This window comes from Marinomonas sp. 5E14-1, assembly GCF_039939215.1.
GTDB lineage: Bacteria > Pseudomonadota > Gammaproteobacteria > Pseudomonadales > Marinomonadaceae > Marinomonas.
On sequence record NZ_JBDXMW010000011.1, the window covers coordinates 22,927 to 49,031 of the forward strand.

Annotated in this window: 23 protein-coding genes; 9 read left to right on the plus strand and 14 right to left on the minus strand. The window is 41.7% G+C overall.

Annotated features, from left to right (window positions below):
* Positions 1-182: 182 nt before the first annotated feature.
* From ABFY09_RS11040 to ilvY, 5 genes are all read right to left on the minus strand, one after another.
* The gene (locus ABFY09_RS11040) at positions 183-1,898 is read right to left on the minus strand and encodes a bifunctional protein-serine/threonine kinase/phosphatase (RefSeq protein ID WP_347984376.1); all 1,716 of its coding nucleotides are present in this window, start codon (positions 1,896-1,898) and stop codon (positions 183-185) included.
* Positions 1,899-2,093: 195 nt separating this feature from the next.
* On the minus strand, positions 2,094-2,903 hold the full coding sequence (locus ABFY09_RS11045; protein WP_347984377.1) for a formate/nitrite transporter family protein: 810 nt from the start codon (positions 2,901-2,903) through the stop codon (positions 2,094-2,096).
* Positions 2,904-2,982: 79 nt separating this feature from the next.
* Positions 2,983-3,423 (minus strand): cyanase, encoded by a 441-nt coding sequence (gene cynS, locus ABFY09_RS11050; RefSeq protein ID WP_347984378.1) that lies wholly within the window; start codon positions 3,421-3,423, stop codon positions 2,983-2,985.
* A 606-nt stretch (positions 3,424-4,029) separates the two neighbouring features.
* A complete protein-coding gene (locus ABFY09_RS11055; RefSeq protein WP_347984379.1) occupies positions 4,030-5,946 on the minus strand; it encodes a methyl-accepting chemotaxis protein in 1,917 nt (638 codons plus the stop codon).
* Positions 5,947-6,058: 112 nt separating this feature from the next.
* On the minus strand, positions 6,059-6,946 hold the full coding sequence (gene ilvY, locus ABFY09_RS11060) for an HTH-type transcriptional activator IlvY (protein WP_347984380.1): 888 nt from the start codon (positions 6,944-6,946) through the stop codon (positions 6,059-6,061).
* A 207-nt stretch (positions 6,947-7,153) separates the two neighbouring features.
* Here ilvY and ilvC point away from each other — a divergent pair, with 207 nt between their 5' ends.
* From ilvC to modF, 5 genes are all read left to right on the plus strand, one after another.
* A complete protein-coding gene (gene ilvC / locus ABFY09_RS11065) occupies positions 7,154-8,629 on the plus strand; it encodes a ketol-acid reductoisomerase (RefSeq protein WP_347984381.1) in 1,476 nt (491 codons plus the stop codon).
* A 133-nt stretch (positions 8,630-8,762) separates the two neighbouring features.
* Positions 8,763-9,599, plus strand: a complete 837-nt coding sequence (locus ABFY09_RS11070) for an amidohydrolase family protein (RefSeq protein WP_347984382.1) — start codon at positions 8,763-8,765, stop codon at positions 9,597-9,599.
* Positions 9,600-9,607: 8 nt separating this feature from the next.
* Entirely contained in the window at positions 9,608-10,006 is a 399-nt protein-coding gene (locus ABFY09_RS11075) for a hypothetical protein (protein ID WP_347984383.1), read from the plus strand.
* Positions 10,007-10,021: 15 nt separating this feature from the next.
* On the plus strand, positions 10,022-11,203 hold the full coding sequence (locus ABFY09_RS11080; protein WP_347984384.1) for a cytochrome c peroxidase: 1,182 nt from the start codon (positions 10,022-10,024) through the stop codon (positions 11,201-11,203).
* A gap of 62 nt (positions 11,204-11,265) precedes the next feature.
* A complete protein-coding gene (gene modF / locus ABFY09_RS11085) occupies positions 11,266-12,711 on the plus strand; it encodes a molybdate ABC transporter ATP-binding protein ModF (RefSeq protein WP_347984385.1) in 1,446 nt (481 codons plus the stop codon).
* 31 nt (positions 12,712-12,742) lie between these two features.
* Here modF and ABFY09_RS11090 read toward each other — a convergent pair whose 3' ends face one another.
* From ABFY09_RS11090 to yghU, 5 genes are all read right to left on the minus strand, one after another.
* Positions 12,743-13,522: a hypothetical protein gene (locus ABFY09_RS11090; protein ID WP_347984386.1), complete on the minus strand. Its 780-nt coding sequence runs from the start codon at positions 13,520-13,522 to the stop codon at positions 12,743-12,745.
* A gap of 32 nt (positions 13,523-13,554) precedes the next feature.
* Complete coding sequence (locus tag ABFY09_RS11095; RefSeq protein ID WP_347984387.1) at positions 13,555-13,722, minus strand: hypothetical protein; 168 nt, start codon at positions 13,720-13,722, stop codon at positions 13,555-13,557.
* 83 nt (positions 13,723-13,805) lie between these two features.
* Complete coding sequence (locus ABFY09_RS11100; RefSeq protein WP_347984388.1) at positions 13,806-15,035, minus strand: FAD-binding oxidoreductase; 1,230 nt, start codon at positions 15,033-15,035, stop codon at positions 13,806-13,808.
* A gap of 80 nt (positions 15,036-15,115) precedes the next feature.
* Positions 15,116-16,708 (minus strand): L-lactate permease, encoded by a 1,593-nt coding sequence (locus tag ABFY09_RS11105; RefSeq protein ID WP_347984389.1) that lies wholly within the window; start codon positions 16,706-16,708, stop codon positions 15,116-15,118.
* A gap of 185 nt (positions 16,709-16,893) precedes the next feature.
* Positions 16,894-17,760 (minus strand): glutathione-dependent disulfide-bond oxidoreductase, encoded by an 867-nt coding sequence (gene yghU, locus ABFY09_RS11110; protein WP_347984390.1) that lies wholly within the window; start codon positions 17,758-17,760, stop codon positions 16,894-16,896.
* A 159-nt stretch (positions 17,761-17,919) separates the two neighbouring features.
* On the opposite strand from yghU, the gene msrA reads away from it, so the two are divergent.
* Together msrA and ABFY09_RS11120 are read left to right on the plus strand one after the other, a co-directional pair.
* Entirely contained in the window at positions 17,920-18,540 is a 621-nt protein-coding gene (gene msrA, locus ABFY09_RS11115) for a peptide-methionine (S)-S-oxide reductase MsrA (protein ID WP_347984391.1), read from the plus strand.
* A 128-nt stretch (positions 18,541-18,668) separates the two neighbouring features.
* Positions 18,669-19,193 (plus strand): peroxiredoxin, encoded by a 525-nt coding sequence (locus tag ABFY09_RS11120; protein ID WP_347984392.1) that lies wholly within the window; start codon positions 18,669-18,671, stop codon positions 19,191-19,193.
* 65 nt (positions 19,194-19,258) lie between these two features.
* Here the strand turns inward: ABFY09_RS11120 and ABFY09_RS11125 are convergent, their stop codons facing one another.
* Positions 19,259-19,915, minus strand: coding sequence for a cytochrome b/b6 domain-containing protein (locus ABFY09_RS11125; protein WP_347984393.1), 657 nt, complete (start codon positions 19,913-19,915; stop codon positions 19,259-19,261).
* A 170-nt stretch (positions 19,916-20,085) separates the two neighbouring features.
* Here ABFY09_RS11125 and ABFY09_RS11130 point away from each other — a divergent pair, with 170 nt between their 5' ends.
* Together ABFY09_RS11130 and pepQ are read left to right on the plus strand one after the other, a co-directional pair.
* Positions 20,086-21,117, plus strand: coding sequence for an AraC family transcriptional regulator (locus ABFY09_RS11130; RefSeq protein ID WP_347984394.1), 1,032 nt, complete (start codon positions 20,086-20,088; stop codon positions 21,115-21,117).
* 350 nt (positions 21,118-21,467) lie between these two features.
* Positions 21,468-22,754, plus strand: a complete 1,287-nt coding sequence (gene pepQ, locus ABFY09_RS11135) for a Xaa-Pro dipeptidase (protein ID WP_347984395.1) — start codon at positions 21,468-21,470, stop codon at positions 22,752-22,754.
* A gap of 100 nt (positions 22,755-22,854) precedes the next feature.
* Here the strand turns inward: pepQ and aroQ are convergent, their stop codons facing one another.
* From aroQ to ABFY09_RS11150, 3 genes are all read right to left on the minus strand, one after another.
* On the minus strand, positions 22,855-23,307 hold the full coding sequence (gene aroQ, locus ABFY09_RS11140) for a type II 3-dehydroquinate dehydratase (protein WP_347984396.1): 453 nt from the start codon (positions 23,305-23,307) through the stop codon (positions 22,855-22,857).
* A gap of 112 nt (positions 23,308-23,419) precedes the next feature.
* Positions 23,420-23,899, minus strand: a complete 480-nt coding sequence (locus tag ABFY09_RS11145) for a peroxiredoxin (RefSeq protein ID WP_347984397.1) — start codon at positions 23,897-23,899, stop codon at positions 23,420-23,422.
* Between the two features lie 60 nt (positions 23,900-23,959).
* Positions 23,960-25,936: a methyl-accepting chemotaxis protein gene (locus ABFY09_RS11150; protein WP_347984398.1), complete on the minus strand. Its 1,977-nt coding sequence runs from the start codon at positions 25,934-25,936 to the stop codon at positions 23,960-23,962.
* Between the last annotated feature and the right edge of the window lie 169 nt (positions 25,937-26,105).

Below are 26,105 nucleotides of genomic sequence, written 5' to 3' on the forward strand. Positions count from 1 at the left end.
CTAGATAAATTATTTTACTTTTTATCATGATGATTTTTTACAATAATCAACTAAAACGGCATCAATGATGACATGAATAATGATGGGCTTGTGAACGCTTTTATTCAGCATACGGCATGATTAAAGCATGAAGAAGCTAACTTCAAGCCTGCTTCTTTGATTAATCGAGAGCAGCCTTGTTCTTAAATTTCTAACAACATAAAAACGATAATGAGAAGCAAACTAAAAGACACGCCTTGCCAAAACATCACTGGGTTGCGCTGTATAAGTGGCGGACGAGTACGGTTTAAAAAAGCTTTATTCGGATGATGCAAATCATAAACAAATTCCGATAAGGCTTCGTAGCGTTTTAAGGGGTTAATCTGCAAGGCTTTTTGCAAGGCATCATCGATCCATACAGGTAATTCAGATTCCTCATTAATCAAGCTTGTGTATTGAATTCGACGTTGCGCCGAAACGCTTCTCGCCTGAGCAATGCTCGTACTGTAAGGAAATTTATTCCCTGATAACATTTGATAAGCAATCACTCCAAGTGCATAAATATCTGATTTCACGGTTCCTGCTTGCCCTAAAAAATACTCTGGCGCTGAATAACGCATGGTACCTTTTAAGACTTCTTCCCCTTCTAAACTCGTCACACCGGCAATATAAGTAGAACCAAAGTCGATGATTTTTACCGTATTAGTATCATCAATCATGATATTCGCAGGTCGAATATCTTGGTGGATCATTTCTTGGCGATGGAACGCCTGTAAGCCTTTTGCTATCTGCGAAATAATATTACGTGTTTGCTCTAATGTTGGCTTAGGGTTGTCTATCATCCATTGGGCCAAAGACTTTCCTTCTAAATATTCTGTCACCACATACAAATAATTGCGTTTGCGTGTTGGCTCAATGGCTTTGACCACATGGGGGTTTGTAACACGCTTCGCGACCCAGTCTTCCATCATAAAGCTTTCAAGGTAAGCTGCATCGGATGCAAGCTCCGTAGAAGGTACTTTAATCGCAACGGTTTGTTCTGTATCGGGGTCTTTTGCGAGAAACACATGGCTTCGACTACTAACATAAATAGGCCGAATAATTTCGTAGCCGTCGAGCTCCATTCTGGCACTCAATGCAGGAGGCAATGGTAAACCTACTACTTGCTGTTGAACCTCTCCTAATAAATAGCTTGGCACATCATCCACTCGGACAATTTGAATACTTAAATTGTCATCACTGCCCGCTGCTAATGCCAATTGAACAATCTGTTCTGCCGCTTCATCTAGGCATTCGTAATCACTCATCGTGTTGAGAATTTGTGCATTGGAGACAAATTCATAAACACCATCTGTGGCTAAAATAAATTGATCTCCTTGGCTAATCGACATTGTGAGGTAATCACTTTCTAGGGTTTGATCGATACCTAATGCGCGAGTCAAATAACTCACATCCTCTGACACAATACGGCGATGATCTTGAGTCAGTTGCTCCAATGCAGACCCAACTACACGATAAACACGGCTGTCTCCAGAGTGAAAAACATGTGCACTATTCGATTTCAGAACCAAAGCACTAAAAGTACAAATATAACCTTTGTCTTTCTCGAAACGATAAGGGCTGTTTTTCGTTTGAGCGTATAGCCATGCGTTGATGGATTTAACCACTTTTTGACCAGACGTTTTCACTGACCAAGCATCGGATGTGCAATAGTAATCGCCAAGAAAGCTTTTAATCGCAGTTTGGCTGGCAATCTGACTTACCTTACTGGAGCTAATGCCATCAGCAATAGCAACGACAACCCCTTTTGCACTCAATAAAGGTTCCTGTGGGGTTTCACTGCCAAGGCAATCTTGATTAACCTCTTTTTTACCCTTATTAGTGGCACTACCAATACTCACACTCAGTGGTTTACTCATATTCTTCCCTATCTCACTATGCTTCAAGGTAAATGGCAAAACTAAGCTCTGTTCTCGTAGCCGTAAGCCTATTTCAGGACGAGACACTATTTCAGGACAAGACAACTAAAATAAAAAAGCCCTGTTACATAAGAACAGGGCTTTTATTCTAGACTAGCTCACAGAAAACATCTGGAACCGGCATCCATTCTAAACTTACAGCTCACGATTTTTAGACGTTTTAACATGGGTAAGATAAAGAGGTAGACCCACTAGAAGCAAACCACCAGCAAGGTTACCCAATACAGTTGGCAGCTCATTCCATACAAGGTAATCAACGAAAGTGAAATCACCACCCATGATCATAGAGAATGGGAATAGGAACATGTTTACAATTGAATGCTCAAAACCCATGTAGAAGAACAACATAACAGGCATCCACATCGCCGCCATTTTCGCACCAGCAGAAGTAGAGATCATTGCACCAACAACACCCATAGACACCATCCAGTTACACAACATGCCACGGATGAAAATAGTGAACCAACCTGACGCTCCATGTGATTGATAACCTAATGTACGAGATTCACCAATAGTACTTACTTTCGCAGCAATTGCGCCGCCATCGGTTTCATAGCCATAAGTAAAAATAAACGACATAAAGAATGCCGTCATTAAGGCACCAGCAAAGTTACCAATAAAAACCAGTCCCCAATTACGCAATACTTGGCTTGGAGTGACACCTGGACGCTTGTCAAACAATGCCAAAGGCACCAAAGTAAACACGCCGGTCAATAAATCGAACTTCATTAAATACAACATAATAAAGCCAACAGGGAACAACATGGCTCCTAATATTGCATTGCCGGTTAGGGTAATGACGGTAATAGCAAAGCATGCCGCTAAGCCAAGGATCGCACCCGCCATAAAAGCACGGATAAAAGTATCTTTTGTCGACATGTAAACTTTTTGTTCGCCTGAATCGACCATTTTAGTAACGAATTCACTTGGTTCTATATAAGCCATAAAGCCCTCTCTTCCTTATTTATTAAGTAAAACTATTAAGTACAGCTATTGAGAAAAATTATTTAATAATGAGCGTTTGTTACCAAGACTTATAAGGTAAAAACTTACCGTTTAAGGTCAAAACAACACGGTCACCTTTTGGATCTTCTTCTTTGTCCACTGACATAGAAAAATCAATCGCACTCATGATCCCATCACCAAATTTCTCTTGGATGACTTCTTTTAATGTTGGACCATATACACCGACCACTTCGTACAATCGGTATATCAAAGGGTCTTGAGGAATGGTTTCGTCCCATGTTTTTGTTGGATATTCCATTAATGCGGCTTTTGCAACATCTGGTAGCCCTAAAAAAGCGACTAACTTATCAGCGACTTCTTCTGTACAACTGTTCATCCCAAGACAAGCAGAAGTTACCCAAACGTCCGTCATACCAACCGCTTCTGCGATAGTTTCCCAAGTAAGATTTTTGCCTTTCTTGGCAGCAAAAATAGCTTCTGTAACATCAATTTTATTCATTTGCTTTCTTCCACAAAAGTAAAGTCAACCTTGAAGCACTCGTTGCATACACAAGAGCAACTCAACGCATAACGTCCCTACGAGCAAGGGGTCATCTGGCAACACAAAACTGTCATGACCACTAACGACAAGAATCATCAAGAGGAAGCTGAAGAGAATTTTTTAATAGAAGAAATCATACGGACAGACAAACGCCTACCTCACTAGATTCCTTCAAAAAGGAGACTAATCAGATACCACTGAGCGATTCAGTAGCGGGCGACGTTGCCATTAATGGTGTCGACCGACGCTGGTCAACAGGAAACACCAAATGGAGTAAAACCATATTAGTGCATCTAAGGTTGAGCAAAAGAAATGCCAAAAATTAAAAGAGAAAGGAATAACAATAAGAGATAATGCTTACCAGATTGATTAATAAAGAAATTTATTTCGCGCGTAAGCGACAGATAAGATTGCAGGAAAAGATAAAAAATTGTGAACAAGGCGTTTATCGCACTATGAAAAGGCGCAAACGATAATTATGTACAGATAAAGGTGCAAATAATTCAGGCCCAGCTATCTTTACTCAAAAAGAGTAATAGAAGAGACAACTGAGCCTGTGTTTTCTTATAACTTAAATTTACTAATCATATCGCCAAGTTTATCATTAATGGTTGAGATATGACGCACTTCTTCATGTTGGCCATTGCCAATGGTCGAAAGTTTCTCAACCATGCCATGGAGCTCCGTAATGTTCTCACTGATTGTTTGAATAACTTTGCTTTGCTCCGAAGAAGAGCTGGATATTTCTGCGTTCATATTATTTATTTCGATAATATGCCCACTCAATGTTTGTAAAATCTGCGACACAGACTCAGCCACTTCAACCGTTGTTTCACAGGTATTTTTTGTTTCTGCAATGGCAATAACGACACTGCCTGCTTCTTTCTGCAAACCGCCCAACGCTTGATCAATTTCTGTTGTGCTATCTTGTGTTCGGTTTGCCAGAGCACGAACTTCATCTGCCACGACAGCGAAGCCTCGACCTTGCTCACCCGCTCTAGCCGCTTCAATTGACGCGTTCAAGGCAAGTAAGTTGGTCTGCTCGGCAATGCCACCAATCACCTCAACAATGGATTGAATATTATTGGTTTCATTATCCATTTTCTTAACGTTTTCAGCTGCTTGCAAAATTTCTTCTGCAAGAGTACTAATTTTCGCTTGAGCTTGGGTTAAACGCTCATTAGCACTACTGCTGTTTTCTTTCGCTTCATTTGCTGACGACGCGGCAGACATTGAGTTATCTGCTACCTCTGCCGCTGAACTGGAAAGCTCTTCAACAGCGGCCACAATTTGCTCTGTTTCCGTTGCGTGCTGTGATAAAACAACGGAGTTCTCTTCACTCTTCTCGTGAATCTTCACCACTCGACCTGAAAGTTGTTCAGAAGCATTTCTTACCTCTTTCATCATGACTTGAAGCTGCTCGATAAAGCGGTTTATACCCAGTGCAATTTGACCGATATCGTCATTTGTATGCACTTCCAGACGCTGAGTTAAGTCGCCATTACCTTGAGAAAGTCCTGTAATTAACTCACGAAGAGACAAAATAGGTTTGTAAATCAAACGAAGAAGAAACAATAAAATCAGAACCGAGATGATTGCAGTTGAGGACAATATCCCAAGCAGCTGAGCGGTAGATTTTGCAACAGGAGCAAAAACCTTATCTCTATCAACAGCTACAAAGAAATTCCATTGCCCACCATTAATTAATGACATTTCTTTCACTAGGAATAATAAATTTTCCCCATCTACAACATGCTCTGCCACTAAATTCTCAGAGGCAAATAACTCACCGACAAAGCCATACATAGAGGAGCTTTTAATGTCTTCTTTTGGTACCACTGCATCAATTGTAGAGGCAATGATCAACCCACTCTTATCTGTAATGAAGCTTTTAATCCCACCTTCTTCCGAGATTTGCTCTAAGCGAGATTGAAGATTACTGAAACGAACATCAGCGGCTAATACGCCATTATTTACGGTATGAGATACCGCTAAGATAGGGTCACCACTTTTAGTAAAGAACGGTTTACTATGAGACAAACCAGATGTCGCTTTACCTTCTTGATACCAAGGGCGTGTTCTTGGGTCATATTTTGATGTGATACCGACACCGCCAGGAAACGTTTTTGACGAAGGCTTGGATACATAAGACGTACCATCTTCAAAGCCAAGGGTTAACTTAGAGATACCGCCAGCTTTTGCGGATGTCATCAAAACAGATGGGTAATCGCTCGGGCCATAACCTTTTTCAGTAAAATATTTAGATATCGCTGTTACCGCTTCTTCTGCTCGGTGAAATACAGATAAGATGCTATCAGCTTCTTCATTGACTAGGTAACGCAAATCATTCGTTACATTTTGTGTTACCTGATCTTTTATCATTTGATAAGAAAACAAGGCAGCAACAGAAAGGGAAAGCAATAATGCCAGTACAACGGAGACTATTAAGCTTCCTTTAAAACCTAAATTAAAACGGTGCATAATAATTGAACCTAATTATTTTTTAGACGAGGGGCGTATTTTAGACATTGCTAAGACAATAAGGAAGTATGAATGTTTTTTTATGTAAAAAATTGACCAAGATCAACGTTTATTAGTCTATCGCTTTCAGATTCCAAAAAGCTTTTACCAAAGGGCTGTGTAAATTTTTATCTAATGCAAACAAACCAATATTATAAGGAGTCAATTGTGGATGCACATCAAGCACCCTAACTTTCTCAACCAAAGGACTGTTATCTAGAACAATTTTGGGAACAACACCAATTCCAAAACCCAGACTCACCATGCTCACAATCGCCTCATTCCCTGTTACCTGAGCATAAATGCTTGGCACAATTTTATGCTGTCGAAACCAATCATCCACATGCACACGTGATACGCCGCTTTCCGATAAAATCATAGGGATCTTTGCCCAGTCTTCCAGAGAACTAGGCGCTGTTGTTGGCACATTTGGCAATTGTTGTTCAAGTGGCGCAATAAATATTAAAGGCGACATTGCAATGTGTTTAAACGCCAACCCTCGCGGTAAATGCTCAGGGCGAGCAGCAATGGTGATGTCTTCTTTACCTTCTAAAATATGCGAAATAGCATGTTCTGGATCACCGGTGCGTAATTTAATTTCAATATTAGGCTGTGTCACCCGAAAATGGCTTAGCAAATCGTATAGAAAACTGTAACTCGCGGTGACTGAACAGTATAAGCTGATCTCACCTCTTAGTTGATCCGCTTCCTCCATCAATTCATGACGAACTAAATCCCATTGGTTACGAGTGTTTCTAGCATAATCAACAAACTTGCGCCCTTCTCTTGTAAGCGCGACCGTTCGATTATCGCGCAAAAATAACAGCACGCCGAGCTCGCTTTCTAATTGACGAATGTTCCGTGATAGAGCCGAAATACTGATATGACATTCTTCACTGGCGCGACCAAAATGCAGATTATCCGCCAGTGAAAGAAAGTGTTTGAGGATTTTTATGTTCATTTCATTTGTTCTCTGTCATAGCCGCTTTATTAACCCTCAACAGAATACCTGATCGTTTCAAAAAATGGGACATTACATTGCAAATATATCAATTTACGAAACCGTATAATTTCGGTAAGGTAGCACCACTGACAGAAATTACCCTTTAAAAGGTAATGAAACTGTCGCTCATTTTAAGTTAACAACTAAAACTACAGGTGTTTAACCATGTCTAATAACTACTTCAATACTTTGCCGCTACGCGAGCAATTGGCTCAATTAGCAAAATGTCGTTTCATGTCTATGGACGAATTCAGCGATGGCGTAGAAGCCCTTAAAGGCAAAAAAATTGTCGTTATTGGTTGTGGTGCGCAAGGTCTTAACCAAGGCTTGAACCTACGTGATTCTGGCTTAGACGTTTCTTACACGTTGCGTGCAGCAGCGATTGCAGAAAAACGCCAATCTTGGAAAAACGCGACTGAAAACGGTTTCGTTGTTGGCACTTATGAAGAACTTATCCCAACCGCTGACGTTGTATTGAACCTAACACCTGATAAACAACACACACCAGTTGTTAAAGAAATCATGCCTCTTATGAAAAAAGGCGCTTGCCTATCTTACTCTCACGGTTTCAACATCGTAGAAGAAGGCATGCAAATCCGTGAAGACCTTACAGTAATCATGGTTGCACCTAAGTGCCCAGGTTCTGAAGTACGTGCTGAATACGTTCGTGGTTTCGGTGTTCCAACACTTATTGCTGTTCATGAAGACAATGACCCTAAAGGTGAAGGTCTTGCTCTAGCAAAAGCTTACGCTGTTGGTACTGGCGGTCACAAAGCAGGCGTTCTAATGTCTTCTTTCATCGCAGAAGTAAAATCTGACCTTATGGGTGAGCAAACTATCCTTTGTGGTATGTTGCAAACTGGCTCTATCCTTTGCTTCGACAAAATGGTTGAAGAAGGTATCGACGCAGGTTACGCATCTAAACTTATCCAATACGGTTGGGAAACCATTACTGAAGCATTGAAATACGGCGGCGTGACAAACATGCTAGATCGTCTTTCTAACCCAGCTAAGATCAAAGCGTTTGATCTTGCTGAAGAACTTAAAGTGATCATGCGTCCGCTTTACAACAAGCACCAAGACGACATCATCAACGGCACTTTCTCTCGCGTAATGATGGAAGACTGGGCAAACGATGATAAAAACCTTCTTGGATGGCGCGCAGAAACAGCCGAAACAAACTTCGAGAAAACTCCTGCTGGCGATGTTGAAATTTCTGAACAAGAATTCTTCGATAACGGCATCTTGATGGTTGCTATGGTAAAAGCGGGTGTTGAACTTGCGTTTGAAACAATGACAGCTGCGGGCATCATTGCTGAGTCTGCTTACTACGAGTCTCTACACGAAACACCACTTATCGCGAACACAATCGCTCGTAAGAAACTTTACGAAATGAACGCAACGATCTCTGATACGGCAGAATACGGTTGCTACCTATACAACCATGCTTGCCTACCATTGCTAGCGGACTTCATGAAAGACATCAAAACGGATGTAATCGGTAAAGGTCTTTCTGAAACAGATAACGGCGTAGACAACGCTCGCCTAATCGAAGTAAACGCAGCGCTTCGCTCTCACCCAGTAGAAGCAATTGGCGCGGTTCTTCGTGGTCACATGGCTGACATGAAAAAAATCGTTTAATTTTTCTAAAAGAATTAAACCTAAAAAAGCCAAGGCATTTTGCCTTGGCTTTTTTGTATCTGCTTGGCAAAATGCATGTAACATCAGATCATTTTTTAAACACACAATGTCATCGTTCTCTGGGAGAAAAGAAATGAAGTATCTAACAGCTTCCCTGTTAAGTTGTGTTTTCACCTTCGGTTTTACCATGAGCCAAGCTGAAACCTCTCAGGCAGAAACACCGATCATTGATACGCATATCCATTACAGCCACGATGCTTGGAGCATCACGCCACCGAAAAAAGCCATTGGCATTTTACGAGATGCGGGATTACAAAAAGCGTTTGTCTCCAGCTCCAGTGATGAAGGCACTCAAATGCTCTACGCAGAAGCGCCAGATCTAATCGTTCCTGTGCTACGTCCTTATCGTAAACGCGGTGAAACTGGCACTTGGTTCCGTGATGAATCTGTTATTCCCATGTTAGAAAACCTCCTCGCAAAAAACACCTATGCGGGCATTGGTGAATTCCATGTTTATGGCGACAACGCTAACTTGCCGGTGATTCGTCGTGTGGTTGAATTGGCCGCTGAATACCGGCTTTTCCTTCATTTACACGGAGACTCAGAAGCAGTAGAAAATGTCTTCCAACAAGATCCAAACGCAAAAGTATTGTGGGCACATTCTGGTTTCGATGAGCCAAGCGACATTACAAGAATGTTAGAAAAGTACCCTAACTTAACCGCTGATTTGGCCTTTCGTAATGAGCATGCCTACAACGGAAAAGTACAAAGTGGCTGGCGCGAGCTTTTCTTAGCCTTTCCTGATCGAATCATGGTCGGCACCGACACCTTCTCTCCTGAACGTTGGTATTACATTATTGATCATGCCGATTGGAGCCGAGAATGGTTAGCCGATTTGCCAAAGGAAGTCGCCGAAAAAATTGCTTATAAAAACGCCTTAGCATTGTCTGAATGGGCATTGCCTGAATGAGTATTAGAATGAAAAAGCACATTCTTAATATTGTAGGGCTATTGCTTCTTATTAGCAGCCAACACAGCCTCGCCTGCTCACTGCCAGAAAAAGGTTATATCACGCTTGCAGACAAAGACGTGAGCATCGCCATTCAGTGGTCAGAAGATCTCACCGTCGGTCAACCTTTTGAGTTGCAGATTTTATCCTGTAAGGGAGGACAGCCATTCACTGGCGACATTTCCGCTTCCGCCATCATGCCAACGCACAATCATGGTATGAATTATCGCCCTAGTTTTGTGATGGAAAAACCTGGGCAATATAAAGGCGCTGGTTTTCTCTTTCACATGTTTGGCGTATGGCAATTACGTCTTGCACTTGTGTCCGATGGACAAAAATACCATTTTGAACACGACGTAACCCTATAACTTAACATGATGATAATGCTTCGTTTTTTTCTCTTCTCTTGGATGTTAGCAGGCATAACAAACGCCTGTGCCGAAGTAGCATTCAACGAACAAGACATGGCCTTCATTCGCTCTCTAGGCCCTTGGCCCGTAGAAGCAACCCCAGACACCAGCAATCGTTTTTCCCAACAAGAGCAAGCCATTGAGCTTGGTCGACAACTCTTCTTTGATCGTCGCTTATCTGCCGACTCATTTATATCTTGCGCGGATTGCCACCAGCCAAACCAAGCATTTCAAGATGGCATCGCTCTTAATAAAGGTTTGAATGTGTTGCATAGAAACACCAGCAGCCTGATCAATATTGGTCACAGACCTTGGTACGGTTGGGGAGGAGAACATGATAGCTTGTGGTCACAAAGCATTCGCCCCATGCTGGCTGCTACAGAAATGCACACAGACATCAGCAAGCTAAAAGCGACATTAGAGCAAGACGCTTATTTTCAATGCGCTTTCCAGCAAGCGACCCAACAAACGCTACAAAGCCTTTCTGAAGAAGATTTTCTGATTACTCTTGGCAAACTGCTCGCTAGTTACCAAGAAACCATTCGCAGTGAAAAAAGCCCGTTTGACCGTTATCGAGATCAGTTGCTCAAACAAGAAAAAAGCACACCTGCTTTATCAATAAGCGCCCAAAAAGGCTTAAAACTCTTTGTGGGTGAAGGCCGTTGTGTGTTCTGTCATTCTGGACCAAATTTAACCAATGGAGAATTTGGTGACATTGGCGTACCGTTTTTTATTAATAATGGCCAAAGTGTTGATAAAGGTCGCTATCAAGGCATTCAATCTTTACGCAAAGACCCTTACAATCTATTGGGTAAATACAATGATGACCCGAGCAAAAGCAATGCTTTACGCACACAGCATTTGCAAACCCTGCATCGTAATTGGGGAGAGTTCAAAGTCCCTTCATTACGAAACGTCGCACAAACAGCGCCTTATATGCACAACGGTAGCATTGCGACACTTGCAGAGGTCATCGACTTTTATTCAGAACTCAATGAAGAAAGGCTCCACGCCGATGGCGAAAAAATACTTCGCCCTTTACACTGGAGCCAAGAAGAAAAAATCAACATGGTCGATTTCTTAACCTCTCTCACTGGAAAGGTGACATCCGCCAAGGAAAATAAAACAATATTTCAGCAATGTTTTCTCAACTAAAACGCTCTTTCAACCAGAACCTTTCTTCAACCAACAAGAGCCACAACTAACAAGAGCAACATATGTCTATTTCACCGATCAGCCTTCAAAATGCCACTATTCAATTCGATGAACAATTCACTCTAAACAACATAAATTGGGCACTAGAACCGTCCCAGCATTGGATGATCACAGGCTCGAACGGTTCTGGTAAATCCGCTTTGGCAGCGGTATTAGCTGGCATAGGAGACATCACCACAGGCCAAGTTTCTGGCTTGCCAGCAAAGGTTGGTTTAGTGTCTTTTGAGGCACAAGCAGAACTCATTGCTGAAGAACTGAAAAAAGACGATGCGGACATCATGGACGTGATCGCCATTGGCACGCCAGTACGAGAAATGATTTTTGATCATTGCTCAGATCAAAACCTAGCAGAGCAATTGGTGGAAAAATTCGGCTTAAGCACTCTACTCGACCGCGCTTTTCGCAAGCTTTCAACAGGGGAAACCCGCAAAGTGATGTTGATTCGCGCCCTTGCTAATCAACCCGAATTACTGATTTTAGACGAACCTTTCGATGGTTTAGATGCCAACACGTTAGACATGCTACAAGAACACCTTGCTTCCATCGTGAATCAGGTTCCTATTGTGATGGTGTTAAATCGCCTTGATGAAATGCCGAGCTTCATCACCCACATCGCTTACATGGACAAACAAGGTAACGAGCAAGGTGGCTTATCTCTTATTGTTGATCGACAAGACACCACCGCTTTTCATGAACTGCATCAACTGCTGCATTTAAAAACCACCGAACTACAGGTGCCAGAAGCCGACTCAAGCAACCAATTGCCAAAGCTCGACCCAGCTCAACCTTTGGTTCGCTTAAAAGACGTCACCATCAAATACGAAGACACCATTATTGTCGACAAACTCAACTGGACAATAGAACAAGGTCAACACTGGCAACTCAGTGGGCCAAATGGCAGCGGTAAAACAGGCGTTCTATCGCTGATTACTGGCGATCACCCGCAATGCTACGTGAACGACATTTTTGTGTTTGGTTTTCAGCGTGGCAACGGAGAAAGCATTTGGCAGATCAAACAGTTTATCGGCTATGTGTCTACCGCTTTGCAATGGGAATATCGCGTCAGCACAAGCTGTCGAAACGTGATTATTTCTGGCTTCTACGACAGCATCGGCATGTATTCCAAAGCCACCGACAATCAGAAGAAAATCGCCAACGAATGGCTCGAACTACTCGGCATGAAAGACCGCGCGGACTCGCCTTTCAACAAACTCTCCTACGGTGACCAACGCCTGCTTCTCATCGCCCGCGCCATGGTCAAACACCCGCCACTACTGATACTCGACGAACCTTGCCTCGGCCTAGACGACCTCAACCGACAGCTCGTCCTCGCCCTCATCGAGAAAATCTGCCAAGGTTCAGAAACAACGGTTTTGTATGTAAATCACCACGCGGAAGACCAGATCAGCGGGATCGAGCGTTATTTGGAATTGGTGAAGAAGCAGTGAGAGATAAACATTATTTTGGCAAAAATAGAGGCTAAGATGTAGATGAATACTTTAATCCATTTTGATATTCATCTTCTCTTCTTTTGAAGTCATCCTGATATGAAAAATCATAAAGATGAGCATGTATGATTTCTCTAAGAGGCATCGAAACACAAAAAACATCATCTTCTATGGTTTCATCCCTCAACTCGTCTAAAACATCAAGATAGGGGGTAACTAGCTCTATTTTTAAAGTATCTTTATCTCTAAACCCACTGTACATGGGGATAATTTCAATATCGTTATAATCTCCAAATTTTAACGTTGAAATATAGCCTATAAAAACTTTCCGGTCTGATAATGTAAAAAGTATTGGCAAGCCAAGTCTAGCGGATCTAAAAAATAAGTCTGTGAACTCTGGATTTTCAGGGGAATCTGCAAAGTTTTTTAAGGTAGATTCATATAAGTATTGAGAGTTTTTCCTCTGCATCACCGTCAAAGTCAGATACAAGAAAACGTCCATAAGAAAGCTGATTACACATATATCCGATATGGTTTTAGTACTATTAGATACAGTCAGTTGGAGTATTTCGTTTAAGATAAGATCACTAATAGAAAAAGTGATATTAAGAGAACGTAAAATAAAGCCTGATAAAAAATAGACAATCGAAGCTAAGATAAATACAGAAATGCCGGCGATAATAGACTGAAGAAATGTATGGTAACCCGCGCTTTTAGATATTTTAAAACGAAAGTTAGGGAGAAGAATTAATAGTAAATAGCCTGAGCAACACAATACTAATATAAATAATAGAGATATGGGTTTCAGCATAAACTAATCCTTTAGTTTTACTTTATCGAGCTTCAGACGGTTGTATTTTTTTTCTGTGCTAATTGCTTAGCTTTTTCAAATTGTTCTTTAACCTTTTCACTACCCCTTAAATTTTTTAAGTTAACAGCTAACGTGTAGTTATTAACAACTTCAGGCTGAATCGAATATTTTGAGTTTGCTTTCTTATTTTGACTAAACATAAGCCTCTCCTGTCTAACCAAGAAAATGTGCCTTGATTACATTCTATGACTCTAAAGATAGCAACTTTGTTCGGCTGATGCCACTAAAACCGCGTCGGTGATAACGCTTCCAATAACGAGTTCGAGCGCCCTTCAACTAATTCAGCAAACAGTTCTGAGGTGGTTGGGCCGAGTGTAAAACCTTGATGTCCGTGTCCAAAATGAAACCACATATTTTTGTGTTTTGGCGCTTGCCCAACAACTGGGAGCATGTCTGGCATACAAGGCCGTGTACCAAACCATTGCGGTTCTTTTACTCGTTCTTCAATGGGTAGCAATTCTGCCAATGCTCGTGAGGCATGATCTAACTGGCTCGTTTCAATAGGCGCATTGCGCTTCACTAAAGATGCGCCTGTGGTGAGCCTGATTCCATCTTTCATCGAAGACGCAACAAAGCCATTACTGGCATCTAAAAACGGTCGATTCAATGGCTCAGATGAAACAAAGTGAGCATGGTAGCCGCGTTTGTAAATCATAGGAATGTCATAACCAAAGGTTTTCAAAAACTCGGGAGACCAAGGCCCTAATGCCACAACAACTTGTTCTGCCTGCACCGTGCCGTCTTCGGTTTCTATCGCCCAGCCATTGTTGAGTTCTTTTAGACTATTCGCATTTCCTTGGCAGAATCGCCCTCCTCGTTCAACGAATAGACGACAATACGCTTTGGTTAAATCACCCGGTGAAGAACACGACCAGCTGTCGGTGAAATGTACCACCCCAGTCGGTGCGCTTAATAAAGCAGGTTCTTGTTCGCAATATTGCTGCCCGCTAAATACATTAGATGAAACACCGTATTCTTGATGTAAATGGTTGGCCTCTATAACTCCTGACTCAAAGCCTTTTTCATCTCGATACAATATAGAGAAGCCCTTTTTAGTCATCAATGCCGGGCTATTTGAGGCTTCGATCAACTTTTGATGGTCCATTGTTGAGCGAGCAATCAGCTGAGAATAAGTTTGAGAAATGCGCTGATGTTTGCGCTTTTGGGAGTGGTTAAAATAGGACCATAGCATGGGCAACATGGACGTTAAGCCTGACAACCGCCAGTGCACGTCGTTATTTAACCCTAAAGCAAATTGGCTTAAGGTTTTGAAATCTCTCGGTATGGCGTAAGGTTCAACGGCTTCTGCTTGAATCACGCCAGCATTCCCATAGCTGGTTTCGCATCCAGCTTGCTGTTGATCCACCAGCACCACGTTATGTCCGCGCGCCTGCAAAGCCAACGCACTGGATGCGCCAACCATACCTGCTCCAAGCACTAGAAATTCAGCCACAAATCGTCTCCTGCCATGCTTTCCATGTAAAAAAAAGCCACTTAACAAAGTGGCTTCATAACATAACGTTAAATCGTTTTTTATACGAATAAAAGAACAAAGCCAACCAAAGCAGCAATGACACTATAAACCATCATAGGCACGATGGTTTTCTTAATGATATAACCTTCTTGGTTGACGATGCCAAGAATCGTAGACACCGCAATAATATTATTAATACAGATCATATTGCCCATGGCAGAACCAACAGATTGCAAAGCAAGTACAGTTGTCACAGGCAACCCCACCTGCTCCGCAATAGAATACTGGATGCCGCCAAAAGTGAGATTAGACACCGTTGCAGAACCAGAGAAAAAGCTACCAAGCGCCCCCAATAAAGAGGCGAAATAAGTCCAACTGTCGCCCGTCACATTCGCAAACGCATTCGCAATCAAAAAGATTGGAGAATGATCGCCACCAAGCATCATGAAGTTCACCATGATCAGCGCCCCGACAAGAGACACCATGGGTAATGTAATGCGTCGTCCAGTATCAACAAAGGCTTCTTTTACCTTCTCTTTTGACATTTTCAATAAAGGAATGGAAATCAAAACCACCAGCAAAAATGGAATCAACGCAGGCACATACAAGGTTTTATAAGACCAGCCAACAGACGTCCCTAAAATATTCTGAACAGACAATACTAAGGCTTGGCTCACACTAAAATACGCATTGCCAACATCAAACCCGAACCAAACCGTATTGTCTGTCAACAAACCTTTGATACCTAACTGACTAATGCGCGTCACGATTAAAATAAAGATAAGCAGCATCAATGGAAGTAAGGCGATGAATACGTCTTTAAACGCAATTTTCTCTTTTTGCTCTTCCGGTTCTTCATTTTTTTGCAGCCCAACTCCACTTTTCGCCAGCACAATACTTAACATCACCCCAATAGCACCACCGATTAGAGAAGGAAACTCATAGTTGACCATAGCCAAAAGATAATAAGGCACGGTACAAGCCAGTACACTGAGTAAGATAAACAGCAGGTTTTTACGGATTTCACCCCAGTTCACAACAAAGCTTAAAGCCAATACAGGGACAAAAAGCGCGGCAACCAAGTTGATTAATGCGGTTTGAGAAGCGATATCCAACAGGGCTTTCGTGTTCAAATTTAACGCTTCCAAACCGAACCATATAGGCGTTCCAACCGCACCAAAAGACACAGGAACGGAGTTCATCACCAAGGCGAGAATCGCCACTTTAATTGGATTAAAACCTAAGCCAACGAGAATAGGCGCTGCAATTGCGGCGGGTGTCCCAAAGCCAGAGGCACCTTCTAACATGAAGGCAAACGCCCAACCGATGATCATCAATTGAGCAACAGCATTAGTGCTGATGGATTCCAACCAGCGAGCAATCACACTCTCTGCACCAGAGATCGCCAATACGCGATTAAGCAAGATCGCACCAGCGACAATGGAAATAGGCGTGATCACAGACAACACGCCAGACAAGGTGTTTGCCATCAGTAATATTAAGTCTGCTTGAAAGTAAAAAAACTGGATAACACCAACCAATAAGGCCGTCAGCGGTAACGCAACATGAGAAGGAACCGCTTTCTTTTTCGTCATCAACCAAATCAGCAAAAGGATAGGAAAACCTGAAACAGCAACACCGATAAATCCCATAATCAATCCTTAATTCATTTGTAACTTTGTTGTTTCGCAGTATAAACCGAAGGGGAATCAAGACACTCAAGGGAAATGACAAATAACAATTTCTTATGACTAAGCTCAATAAAAAGGGAGAACTTGCGCCCAAGCTCTCCCTTTTCTATTAAAATGGATTAGATAATGAATTCTTATCGCCAACGCTATGACAAGTCTAATTCATCCAAATCGCTGGCAGAATGACGCTCTATCAACTGAGCCTCGTCACCCCAAGCCCGGTTCACCACACGACCACGTTTCACCGCAGGGCGCGCTTCGATTGCTTTCGCCCAACGCATTACATTGGTGTAACTTGCCACGTCTAAGAACTCAGCCGCTTCGTACAAGTTGCCCAATACAAGGTTTCCGTACCAGGGCCAAATAGCGATGTCTGCAATGGAGTATTCTTCCCCAGCAAAGTAAGTATTTTCAGCCAAATGCTTATCCAAAACGTCTAATTCACGCTTTACTTCCATCGCGAATCGGTCAATCGGATATTGCATTTTGAAAGGCGCATAATGATAAAAATGACCAAATCCGCCACCTAAATAAGGCGCGGAACCCATTTGCCAAAACAACCAGTTACGACACTCTGTTTTTGCTTTGAAGTCTTTTGGAATAAAGGCATCAAATTTTTCAGCCAAATATTGCAAGATCGAACCTGATTCAAACACGCGTGTTGGCGGCGTTGTGCTGTTGTCCATCAGAGCAGGGATTTTTGAGTTTGGATTAATCTCAACAAAACCAGACGAGAACTGATCGCCTTCGCCAATATTAATCAAATACGCATCGTATTCGGCGTCACTTTTACCCAGCGCTAATAACTCTTCTAGAAGAATCGTCACTTTCTGACCGTTCGGCGTTGCCAAAGAGTGAAGCTGCAAAGCATGTTCGCCTGCTGGCAATACTTTTTCATGAGTTGCACCAGAAATAGGACGATTCGTACTGGCAAATTTGCCGCCGTTTTCTGATTCCCATTTCCAGACTTTTGGTGGTACGTAATTTTGGTCTACATTAGAATCGTTACTCATTGGGCTCTCCATTCATTCTATGCTTTGTAAGAAACCTAAGACACCATGCGTCTAAAGCGTATAGATTCATTTTATGGGACTGTTTACGATATTCACAACAGATCAAATATGAATCAATTGGTCATAAATCTATTTTTGAAATCAAAAGGACAACAGACAATGTATTTTCCATTCAAACCCGCATTAGCGTTAACGGCCTTCTTAGCGGCCAGCGCTTTCGTCAATGTTTCACACGCTGCTTCTCAAACAATGATCGTCGCTGGCGGCTGCTTTTGGTGTGTAGAGTCAGACTTTGAAGGCGTTGAAGGTGTCAGTAGTGCTGTCTCAGGTTACATTGGCGGTCACACAAAAAATCCAACATACCAACAAGTAGCGGGAAAAAGAACGGGGCATTATGAAGCCGTCGAAATCACCTTTGATGATGAGGTAGTTTCATTAGAAACCTTAGCCAATTACTTTTGGAAAACCATAGATCCAACAGATCCAAACGGACAATTCTGTGACAAAGGCTCGCCATATAAAACCGCCATGTTTTATCAAAATAAAGAACAAAAAGCCGTTTACGAAGCTTCATTAGCAAATGTAGAAAAAACCAAACCTTTTAAAGAAGACATTGTGACGGAGCTGTTACCAGCCTCAACGTTTTATACCGCTGAAAACTACCATCAAGATTATTACCTTAAGAACCCAGCGCGCTATAACTTTTATCGTTTAAGTTGCCGCCGAGATAGCAAAATAGAATCTTTATGGGGTGACGTCGCCAGTAAACAACACCATTAACCTTTCTTTAATAAATAGCCGATACGGCATACGTTCCTCTGAGACAAAAAAGGAACGTATGCTACACTTCAGAACACACATGCTTTTCCTTTCATAATTATTAATGACAACTAAAAAGAGAGTGTTCTATGTTGAAGACAGTACCTAATGTTACTTTTAAGACTCGTATTCGCAACGAAGCTTTGGGTGGGCCGAACCCATTCGAGTGGAAAGATGTGACAACGGATGACTTATTCAAAAACAAAAAAGTCGTTGTTTTTTCTTTGCCTGGCGCTTTCACTCCAACGTGTTCAACGTCTCACCTACCACGCTTTGAAGCACTTTATGAAGAATTTAAAGCACAAGGTGTTGATGAAATCATTTGCATATCTGTCAACGACGCCTTTGTTATGTTCCAGTGGGGCAAAAGCCAAAACGCTGAAAACGTATTCTTGCTACCTGACGGCAACGGTGACTTCACTCGCCAAATGGGCATGTTAGTGAAAAAAGACAACCTAGGTTTTGGTATGCGCAGCTGGCGTTATTCTATGTTTGTTGAAAATGGTGAGATTACTAAACTGTTTTCAGAGGCAGGCTATCAGGATGACGCACCAAGCGACCCATTCGAAGTGTCGGATGCCGATACAATGCTGGATTACCTAAAATCTCGCTAATCAAAGCCTCTAAATAAAAAGACATTAGTCTAAAAAGCAAGCTGCTAGTCAGCTTGCTTTTTTATTCATATCGGCATCATCCAAAGGGCTGCAAGCCACGCAAGACCTATAGTTAATGAGAAAATAGCTCCCCAACGTGGTGTTTTCACTTCTTTAGCATTCATCCCATGCTTTTTTCGGCCTAGGATCATGGCATCGACAAGGCGTTCTTTTAAACACAGCTCATGGTAAAAAACCGCCAATATATGAATGGCGACCAACCCTAATAACCAGTCTGGCAGTAAATGATGGATGTATGAGAGTCGCTGAATCATGTCTTGCGATGCCAACGAACTAAAAGGCCCAAACCAGAAAATATCATCGCTATTGAATAAGCCGGTTGCCCACTGAACGGTTAATGCTAGGAGCAGAAAAACCACCATTAAGCCGCCTAAAGGGTTGTGTCCAATGTACTTTTTAGGGCGAGAAAATAGAAAATCTTTGGCGTAAGAAAAGGTTTCTTTTGGCCCTTTTACAAATTGACCAAATAGCGCGTAGTAGGAACCAAAGAAGCCATAAAGTATCCGAGCAATCACCACGGCGGATAATCCATATCCCATATAGAAATGATATTGCATGTAACCTTCGTCAGACTTGCCCGTTATAATCAATCCGGTAAACAACAAAACCATCAGCCAATGCATTATACGAATTGGCCAATCCCATACTAATGTCGATTTCATCTTAGTTTTACCTCGATATAACGTCATTCTGTTTAAACAGTCTATTGCCAAAACCTGATATTAAACACTATGCTGTGAGAAGACATTTCTACTCTATTGCCTTTAATCATTTATTAAAAACGGCAGTAAGAGAATGTTTTAAGTACATTATTGATGAAGGAAAAATAGCTATGCTCGTTATATTATTCCTGTTCACACTTGCCATTCTCTTATTATGTTTTTATTCATCTTTCTTTAAAGGGCGCTTTTTTTGCCGACAAAGTGCCATTCTTGATGTACCTATTGAAGTCATATCTGAAGACTTGAGTAATTTAACCAACTGGAAAAGCTGGCTGCCCTGGCTTCTGTACGACAAAGATCTGGATGTTTTCTATGAATATCATAGCTCTGGAGTCCGAACCGTTTTACCTTCCTGCTTAGTATGGCGTGGGCACTTAACAAAAGAAAGCCACCTGTCTCTGCAACCCGCCCGCTCTGGCACTCACTATTTTCATTCTATATTGGAAGCACCAGCGTTTTTTCCAAATGACGTACATTTTAATATTGATCTAAGTAAACAAAATGAACACACCTTAATCACCATTCAAATAACGGGAGATTTGCCTTTCTTCAAGCGTTGGATGGGAAAAGATTACAAAGTAAGAGCAAGCAAAGATGCCGAACTAGCGTTACTGGAGCTCTTGGCCTATTTGGCAAAATACAACCCAACTTCTGCCAGAGAACACTCTACTCCTTCCTTCGAATGGCTTGGTCAGAATAAGCTGCAAAACCTAGACGCCGTCACTCGCCCTTTTGTCGTTAGTGACCAACCTATGTCACAAAAAATGCACCAAGGTTTCCATGATTTGATTATCGAACTAGGGCCAGAAAACCCACCAGCAGGGCCATGCTTTGCGTTGTACAAAAAAGCCGACATAGTTCACCATTATTTCTCTGGTCGTCTCGGTGTCCCTGTACAAAATGTGATTCCCTGTGTGTTATGCCCAGAGCGCATTGTCTTGCGCGGAAAATATCTACAACTACGTTATATTGGCTCATATCAGAACTTATCTTTAGCTTGGCACGTACTTCACAACTACCGAAGACTCAATAAGCTAAAACACCATAAGCGCGCTTATGGTGTGGAGATATTTGAAGTCGGAACAGGTCAAACTGACAACGCAAAAGACTATGTAACACTCGTTTCTTTGCCAATTAAATAATTGGCTTCTAATGCTTTTTATGGGAAAGTCTCAGGTTCAAATTGAATAAGGGAAGTAATAAAAGTGATACGTTCTCCAAGAATCATACAAGCCGTTGGTAGCCTAGTTAGAATTATATTAACCCTCTCTTTCTTCTTCTTATTTAAAATGTTTTTAGGCAACCAAAATAACGTGGTACTCGTCTTTGCAGCGTTATTATGCTCATTTCTAGTTTATCGCGGATCTATGTTTATCGTGCAAAAGTGGATTGTTAAAGACCCTTCATAAGCGCGTTAGCTATTTCACCTTTCCAAAGCGAAACATTCAAAGAGACGAACACTCTCTTAACGAATGACAGGTAATTTCTAATTATGACAACACTTTATCAAACACACTTGACTGAACTTTCAAACCGTTATGAAGATGCTCTCTCCCATTTCAATCTAGATGCCATTGTCTTGGCATCTGGAGAGAAAAGTTACTACTTTCAAGATGATCACACACACCCGTTCCATGCCTATTCCGGCGCCCAACAATGGTTACCTTTTACATTGAGCGCTGAAACTTACTTAATTATAAAAGCAGGACAAAAACCCACTCTCGTTTGGCCTGTGAGAGATGATTTTTGGCACGCACCAAATCCCGTTCCTGCAGGTGATTGGCAACATAATTGGAATATTGTGGAAGCAAAAAAACAAGATAAGTGGTACGCAGACTTACCAAATAAAACTGCTTGGCTTGGTCCAAAACCTATGGAGTTCGCAATTCCTTGTGAAGGTCTTAAAGCCTATGTGGATTTCAGCAAAGCAATTAAAACACCCTATGAAATCGATGCTATGACAGCAGCAAGCGAACGAGCTGTAAAAGGTCATATGGCGGCCAAACAGGCTTTTCTAGCTGGCATGAGTGAGCTAGAGATTCATCTGGCTTTTCTACAAGCAAGCCAACAATCCGCTACTCAAGAACCCTATCCAGGTATAGTCGGCTTGGATGAACATGCTGCCGTTTTGCATTACGAGCATAAATCTATAGAAAAGCAGGCTAATTCTCGCACGCTATTAATCGATGCTGGCGCGAACGAACATGGCTACGCCAGCGATATTACTCGTACCTTTGTTCGTCATAACGATGAATTCAGTGCATTAGTCAACAGTCTAGACAAGATGGAGCAATCCCTTTGTGAAAAGGTTCTATCGGGTGTGGACTTTAGAAAGCTGCATCAAGACACTTTAATTGGCGTTTCAACCTTATTACGCGACCATCAAATCTGCTCTCTCAGTGTTGAAGAACAATTGGCCAAACGTATCCCTCAAGTCTTTTTCCCTCATGGTTTAGGGCATTTGCTCGGCTTGCAAGTTCATGATGTGGGCGGACATCAGGCAGATAAATCAGGCAACTTAAATCTGCCCGATGAACAAGCTCCATTTTTACGATTAACTCGCACTTTAGAGGAAAATATGGTCATTACCATTGAACCCGGTTTGTACTTTATCCCTATGTTAATTGAAAAAATGGAAGGTGAAATAACTCAGCATGGCTGTAATTTGTCAAAAATACAGCAGTTTCTACCTTATGGAGGGATACGAATTGAAGACAATGTTGTTGTGAAAAACACTAAATCTGACAACCTGACTCGAACGGCTTTTGGCAAACTTTAAAGGCAAAAAAACAAAATAGTCGTACTAGAACAAACATTAAAAACAAAAAAGCCGAAAAAGGTGAATCCATTCTTCGGTTTTTTAAATTATAAAACTAAGCTTAGCCTTTCAGCTTCTGCACTAAACCTCGAATGGCCAATGCGTACCCTTGCACTCCCATTCCAACAATAACCCCTGTTGCCACAGAAGAAATATAAGAATGATGTCGAAAAGCTTCTCGCGTATGAACATTTGAAATATGCACTTCAATAACCGGAACCGCCGCACCTTTAATTGCATCATGTAAAGCCACGGAAGTGTGTGTATAAGCGGCCGGGTTAAACACAACCCCAAGTAAACCTCCACTTTTCACTAAAAGGCCGGCTTGATGAATTAAGTCAATTAGTTCACCTTCATGATTCGATTGCTGAAAATCAATCTCGTAGCCTAGCGAGGTCGCAGTCTCTCGACACAAACTCTCGACATCCGACAAGGTTTCATGGCCATAAGTCTCTGGCTCACGAGTACCAAGTAAATTCAAATTCGGGCCATTTAAAACCATAATTTTAGGCATAATCATTTATTCCCAGAAAGCGTTGCTAATACAGTTAATCCTAGCATCAAACACAAGGCATAAAAAAGCGCTCTCTAAGAGCGCTTTCTGTAACTCTATATAAGTCTTAACTTTATAATTGAGACAATACGTATTCGGCAGAGCTAACCTTGTATTCACCTGGTTCGTCCAGCCAAAGCTGCTGAACAATACCATTCGTAACAAGCATGGCGTAACGACGGCTACGAATTCCCATTTTAGCGGCAGAAATGTCAAGCTCTAACCCTAATGAGCAGGTAAGTTCAGCCAAACCATCCGATGCAACAATAAGGTTATCAGCGTTATTCGCTTTGCCCCATGCATCCATGACAAAAACATCGTTCACAGAAAGACAAATAATGTCGTCTATACCTTTTTCTTTTAAAGCGTCAAAATGCACAACAAAACTAGGCAAGTGACTCGTGCTGCATGTCGGTGTATACGCACCTGGAACAGCAAACATCAGTACGGTTTTACCTGTGAAAAATTCGGTTACATCGATTGTTTCTGGGCCATCTTCACCCATTACCTGAAAAGAACCATGTGGCAACATATCACCAACCAGAATCGACATACACTGTATCTCCGGATAATTAAATTGCGCTTATATTAACGTAACGCCCTAAAAAAACCATCAAACAATTTTAAATTGGCTGAGCAAGTGTTTTTGATGTGAAGCAAGTTCTGATAAGCCTTCACTGCTTTTCTCACTCTTATCTGAGCCAAGCGCAGCCTCTTCTGACATTTCAGATATTTCTACCACATTGTGCCTAATCTCTTGAGCAACAGTTGATTGCTGTTCCGCTGCTGTAGCGATTTGAATACTTAGGTCACGAATTTCCGCCATTTCATTTTGCAATTGAGTCAATGAAGCCCCAACTAAACGCGCTTCTTCGGCGCTGTCGTTCGCACTCTTACGGCTTTCGCCCATGCTTCCTACCGTCTTAGTCATCCCTTGTTGCAACTGAGCAATCACACTTTGAATTTCTTCCGTTGAACTGTGAGTTCGGTTTGCCAAAGTACGTACTTCATCCGCAACCACAGAGAATCCTCGACCTTGATCCCCCGCTCGTGCAGCTTCTATCGCAGCATTCAACGCCAGTAAATTCGTTTGCTCAGCAATTTCTTGAATCACCTCCAAGATACGGCCGATATTTTTCGAATGCTCATCAAGTTGGTTAACAACAAGCGTAGATTCTTCAATTTTCAGAAGTAACTTCTCGATTGTCTCGATGCTCGAATCCATTTGCTCACGGTTTTGTGCAGCTCTTTGATCCACACCTTGTATCTGATGCAGAATAGTCTCTGAGCTTTTCGCTACTTGGTTCACCGTCGCGGCCATTTCCGTTATGGACGATGCCACTTCCGTCGTACGATCATTTTGAGAGCTCATTAGACGCTTGGCATCATTAGCCAAATGTACGTTGTTACCCGCGGATTCAGAGACTTTATTCGATGCCTGATCAATGTCTGTCATCACGCTCTGTAACTTGGTCACCAAGCCATTTACCCAAGTAGACAGTTCGCCAAATTCGTCTTTCGTGGCAACCTTACTTCGTTGAGTGAAATCACCATCGGCAATTTTTCCGAGAATACTCATCACTTCTTTCAATGGCAGGCGAATGCTACGGCTTACCCACAAGGCAACCAGAACCGCGATGATAATCGAGCCCACTAAAACAACCCCCATAATTAACAGAGAAATGCTGGCAGCATCGTTTGCTTCTTGCGTTGCATTGTCACTCATGAGTGTTGTTTCAGATAAAAGCGTCCGCACATTTCCATTAATTACACTCATACTGCTAGACAACTCTTGAGCCAATACTTCTGATTTCTGGGCTAAGCGAGTGTTGTTGTAGTACTTAGTAATAACGCTATCATCAGACAAGACGCTTTGCTCAACCTCGTCTAAAAGGTCATCTATGTTGCTATCTTTAAGGTAAGCTTGTTTATCTCGCATACCTTGAATCGTAGAAACCATAGAATCACGAAGCGATTCCATATCACTCAAGGTGGTTAAATCAAAGTAATCGGATACTGAGGCTTGCAAGCTTTGTAGTCGGCTTTGCATATAAGACGCTGAAAACTGAACTTCAAAATTTTCACCATCTTCTTCTAATATGGCTAAGTCTTCAGACATAAAAATCATCGTGTCTTTCAGTTCTTGTTTCTGTTTAGCAATCACAGTTCGCACGAACAACATTTCTTTATGATTTGAAAACGCCGTGTCTGTATAATTAAAGAAAACTTCCGCTTCAGTGTTTATACCTTTTAAAGCTTCTTCCATTGTGTGAAAGTCTTGAAGCTTTTCAACCAATGAAGAAGAAACATCAATAAAGCTTTGCTTATAACCATCGAAGTTGTTCAACAAACTATCTAATGATTCTGAGGAGTTGCTCAATAAATATTGTAAAGCAGCGCCATTGGCGAAACTCAGCTCTTCTTTTAAATGGTGAGCCGTCACATTAATGTCTATAACTTCACCGGTGACCACTCCTAGCCTGTCTTCGATTTTATTAATCCCTATAAAACCGGACGCTGCAATTGTCAACAAAAGCAGCAGCAGAATACCAAAACCAAATAAAATTCTCTGAATAACAGACAACGACATAATCGACCTCTAAGTTTTCGATTGTATAAACTTTTTGCACCCAAAAGTACGGAACAAAAACGTAATGCAATAATCTGACCATTTAATTTAAAAACCATAACATCATTCTATTTTCATTAGATGACAAGGATAAAAATATTTTTTAATAAACAAAATCCCCTTAATACTA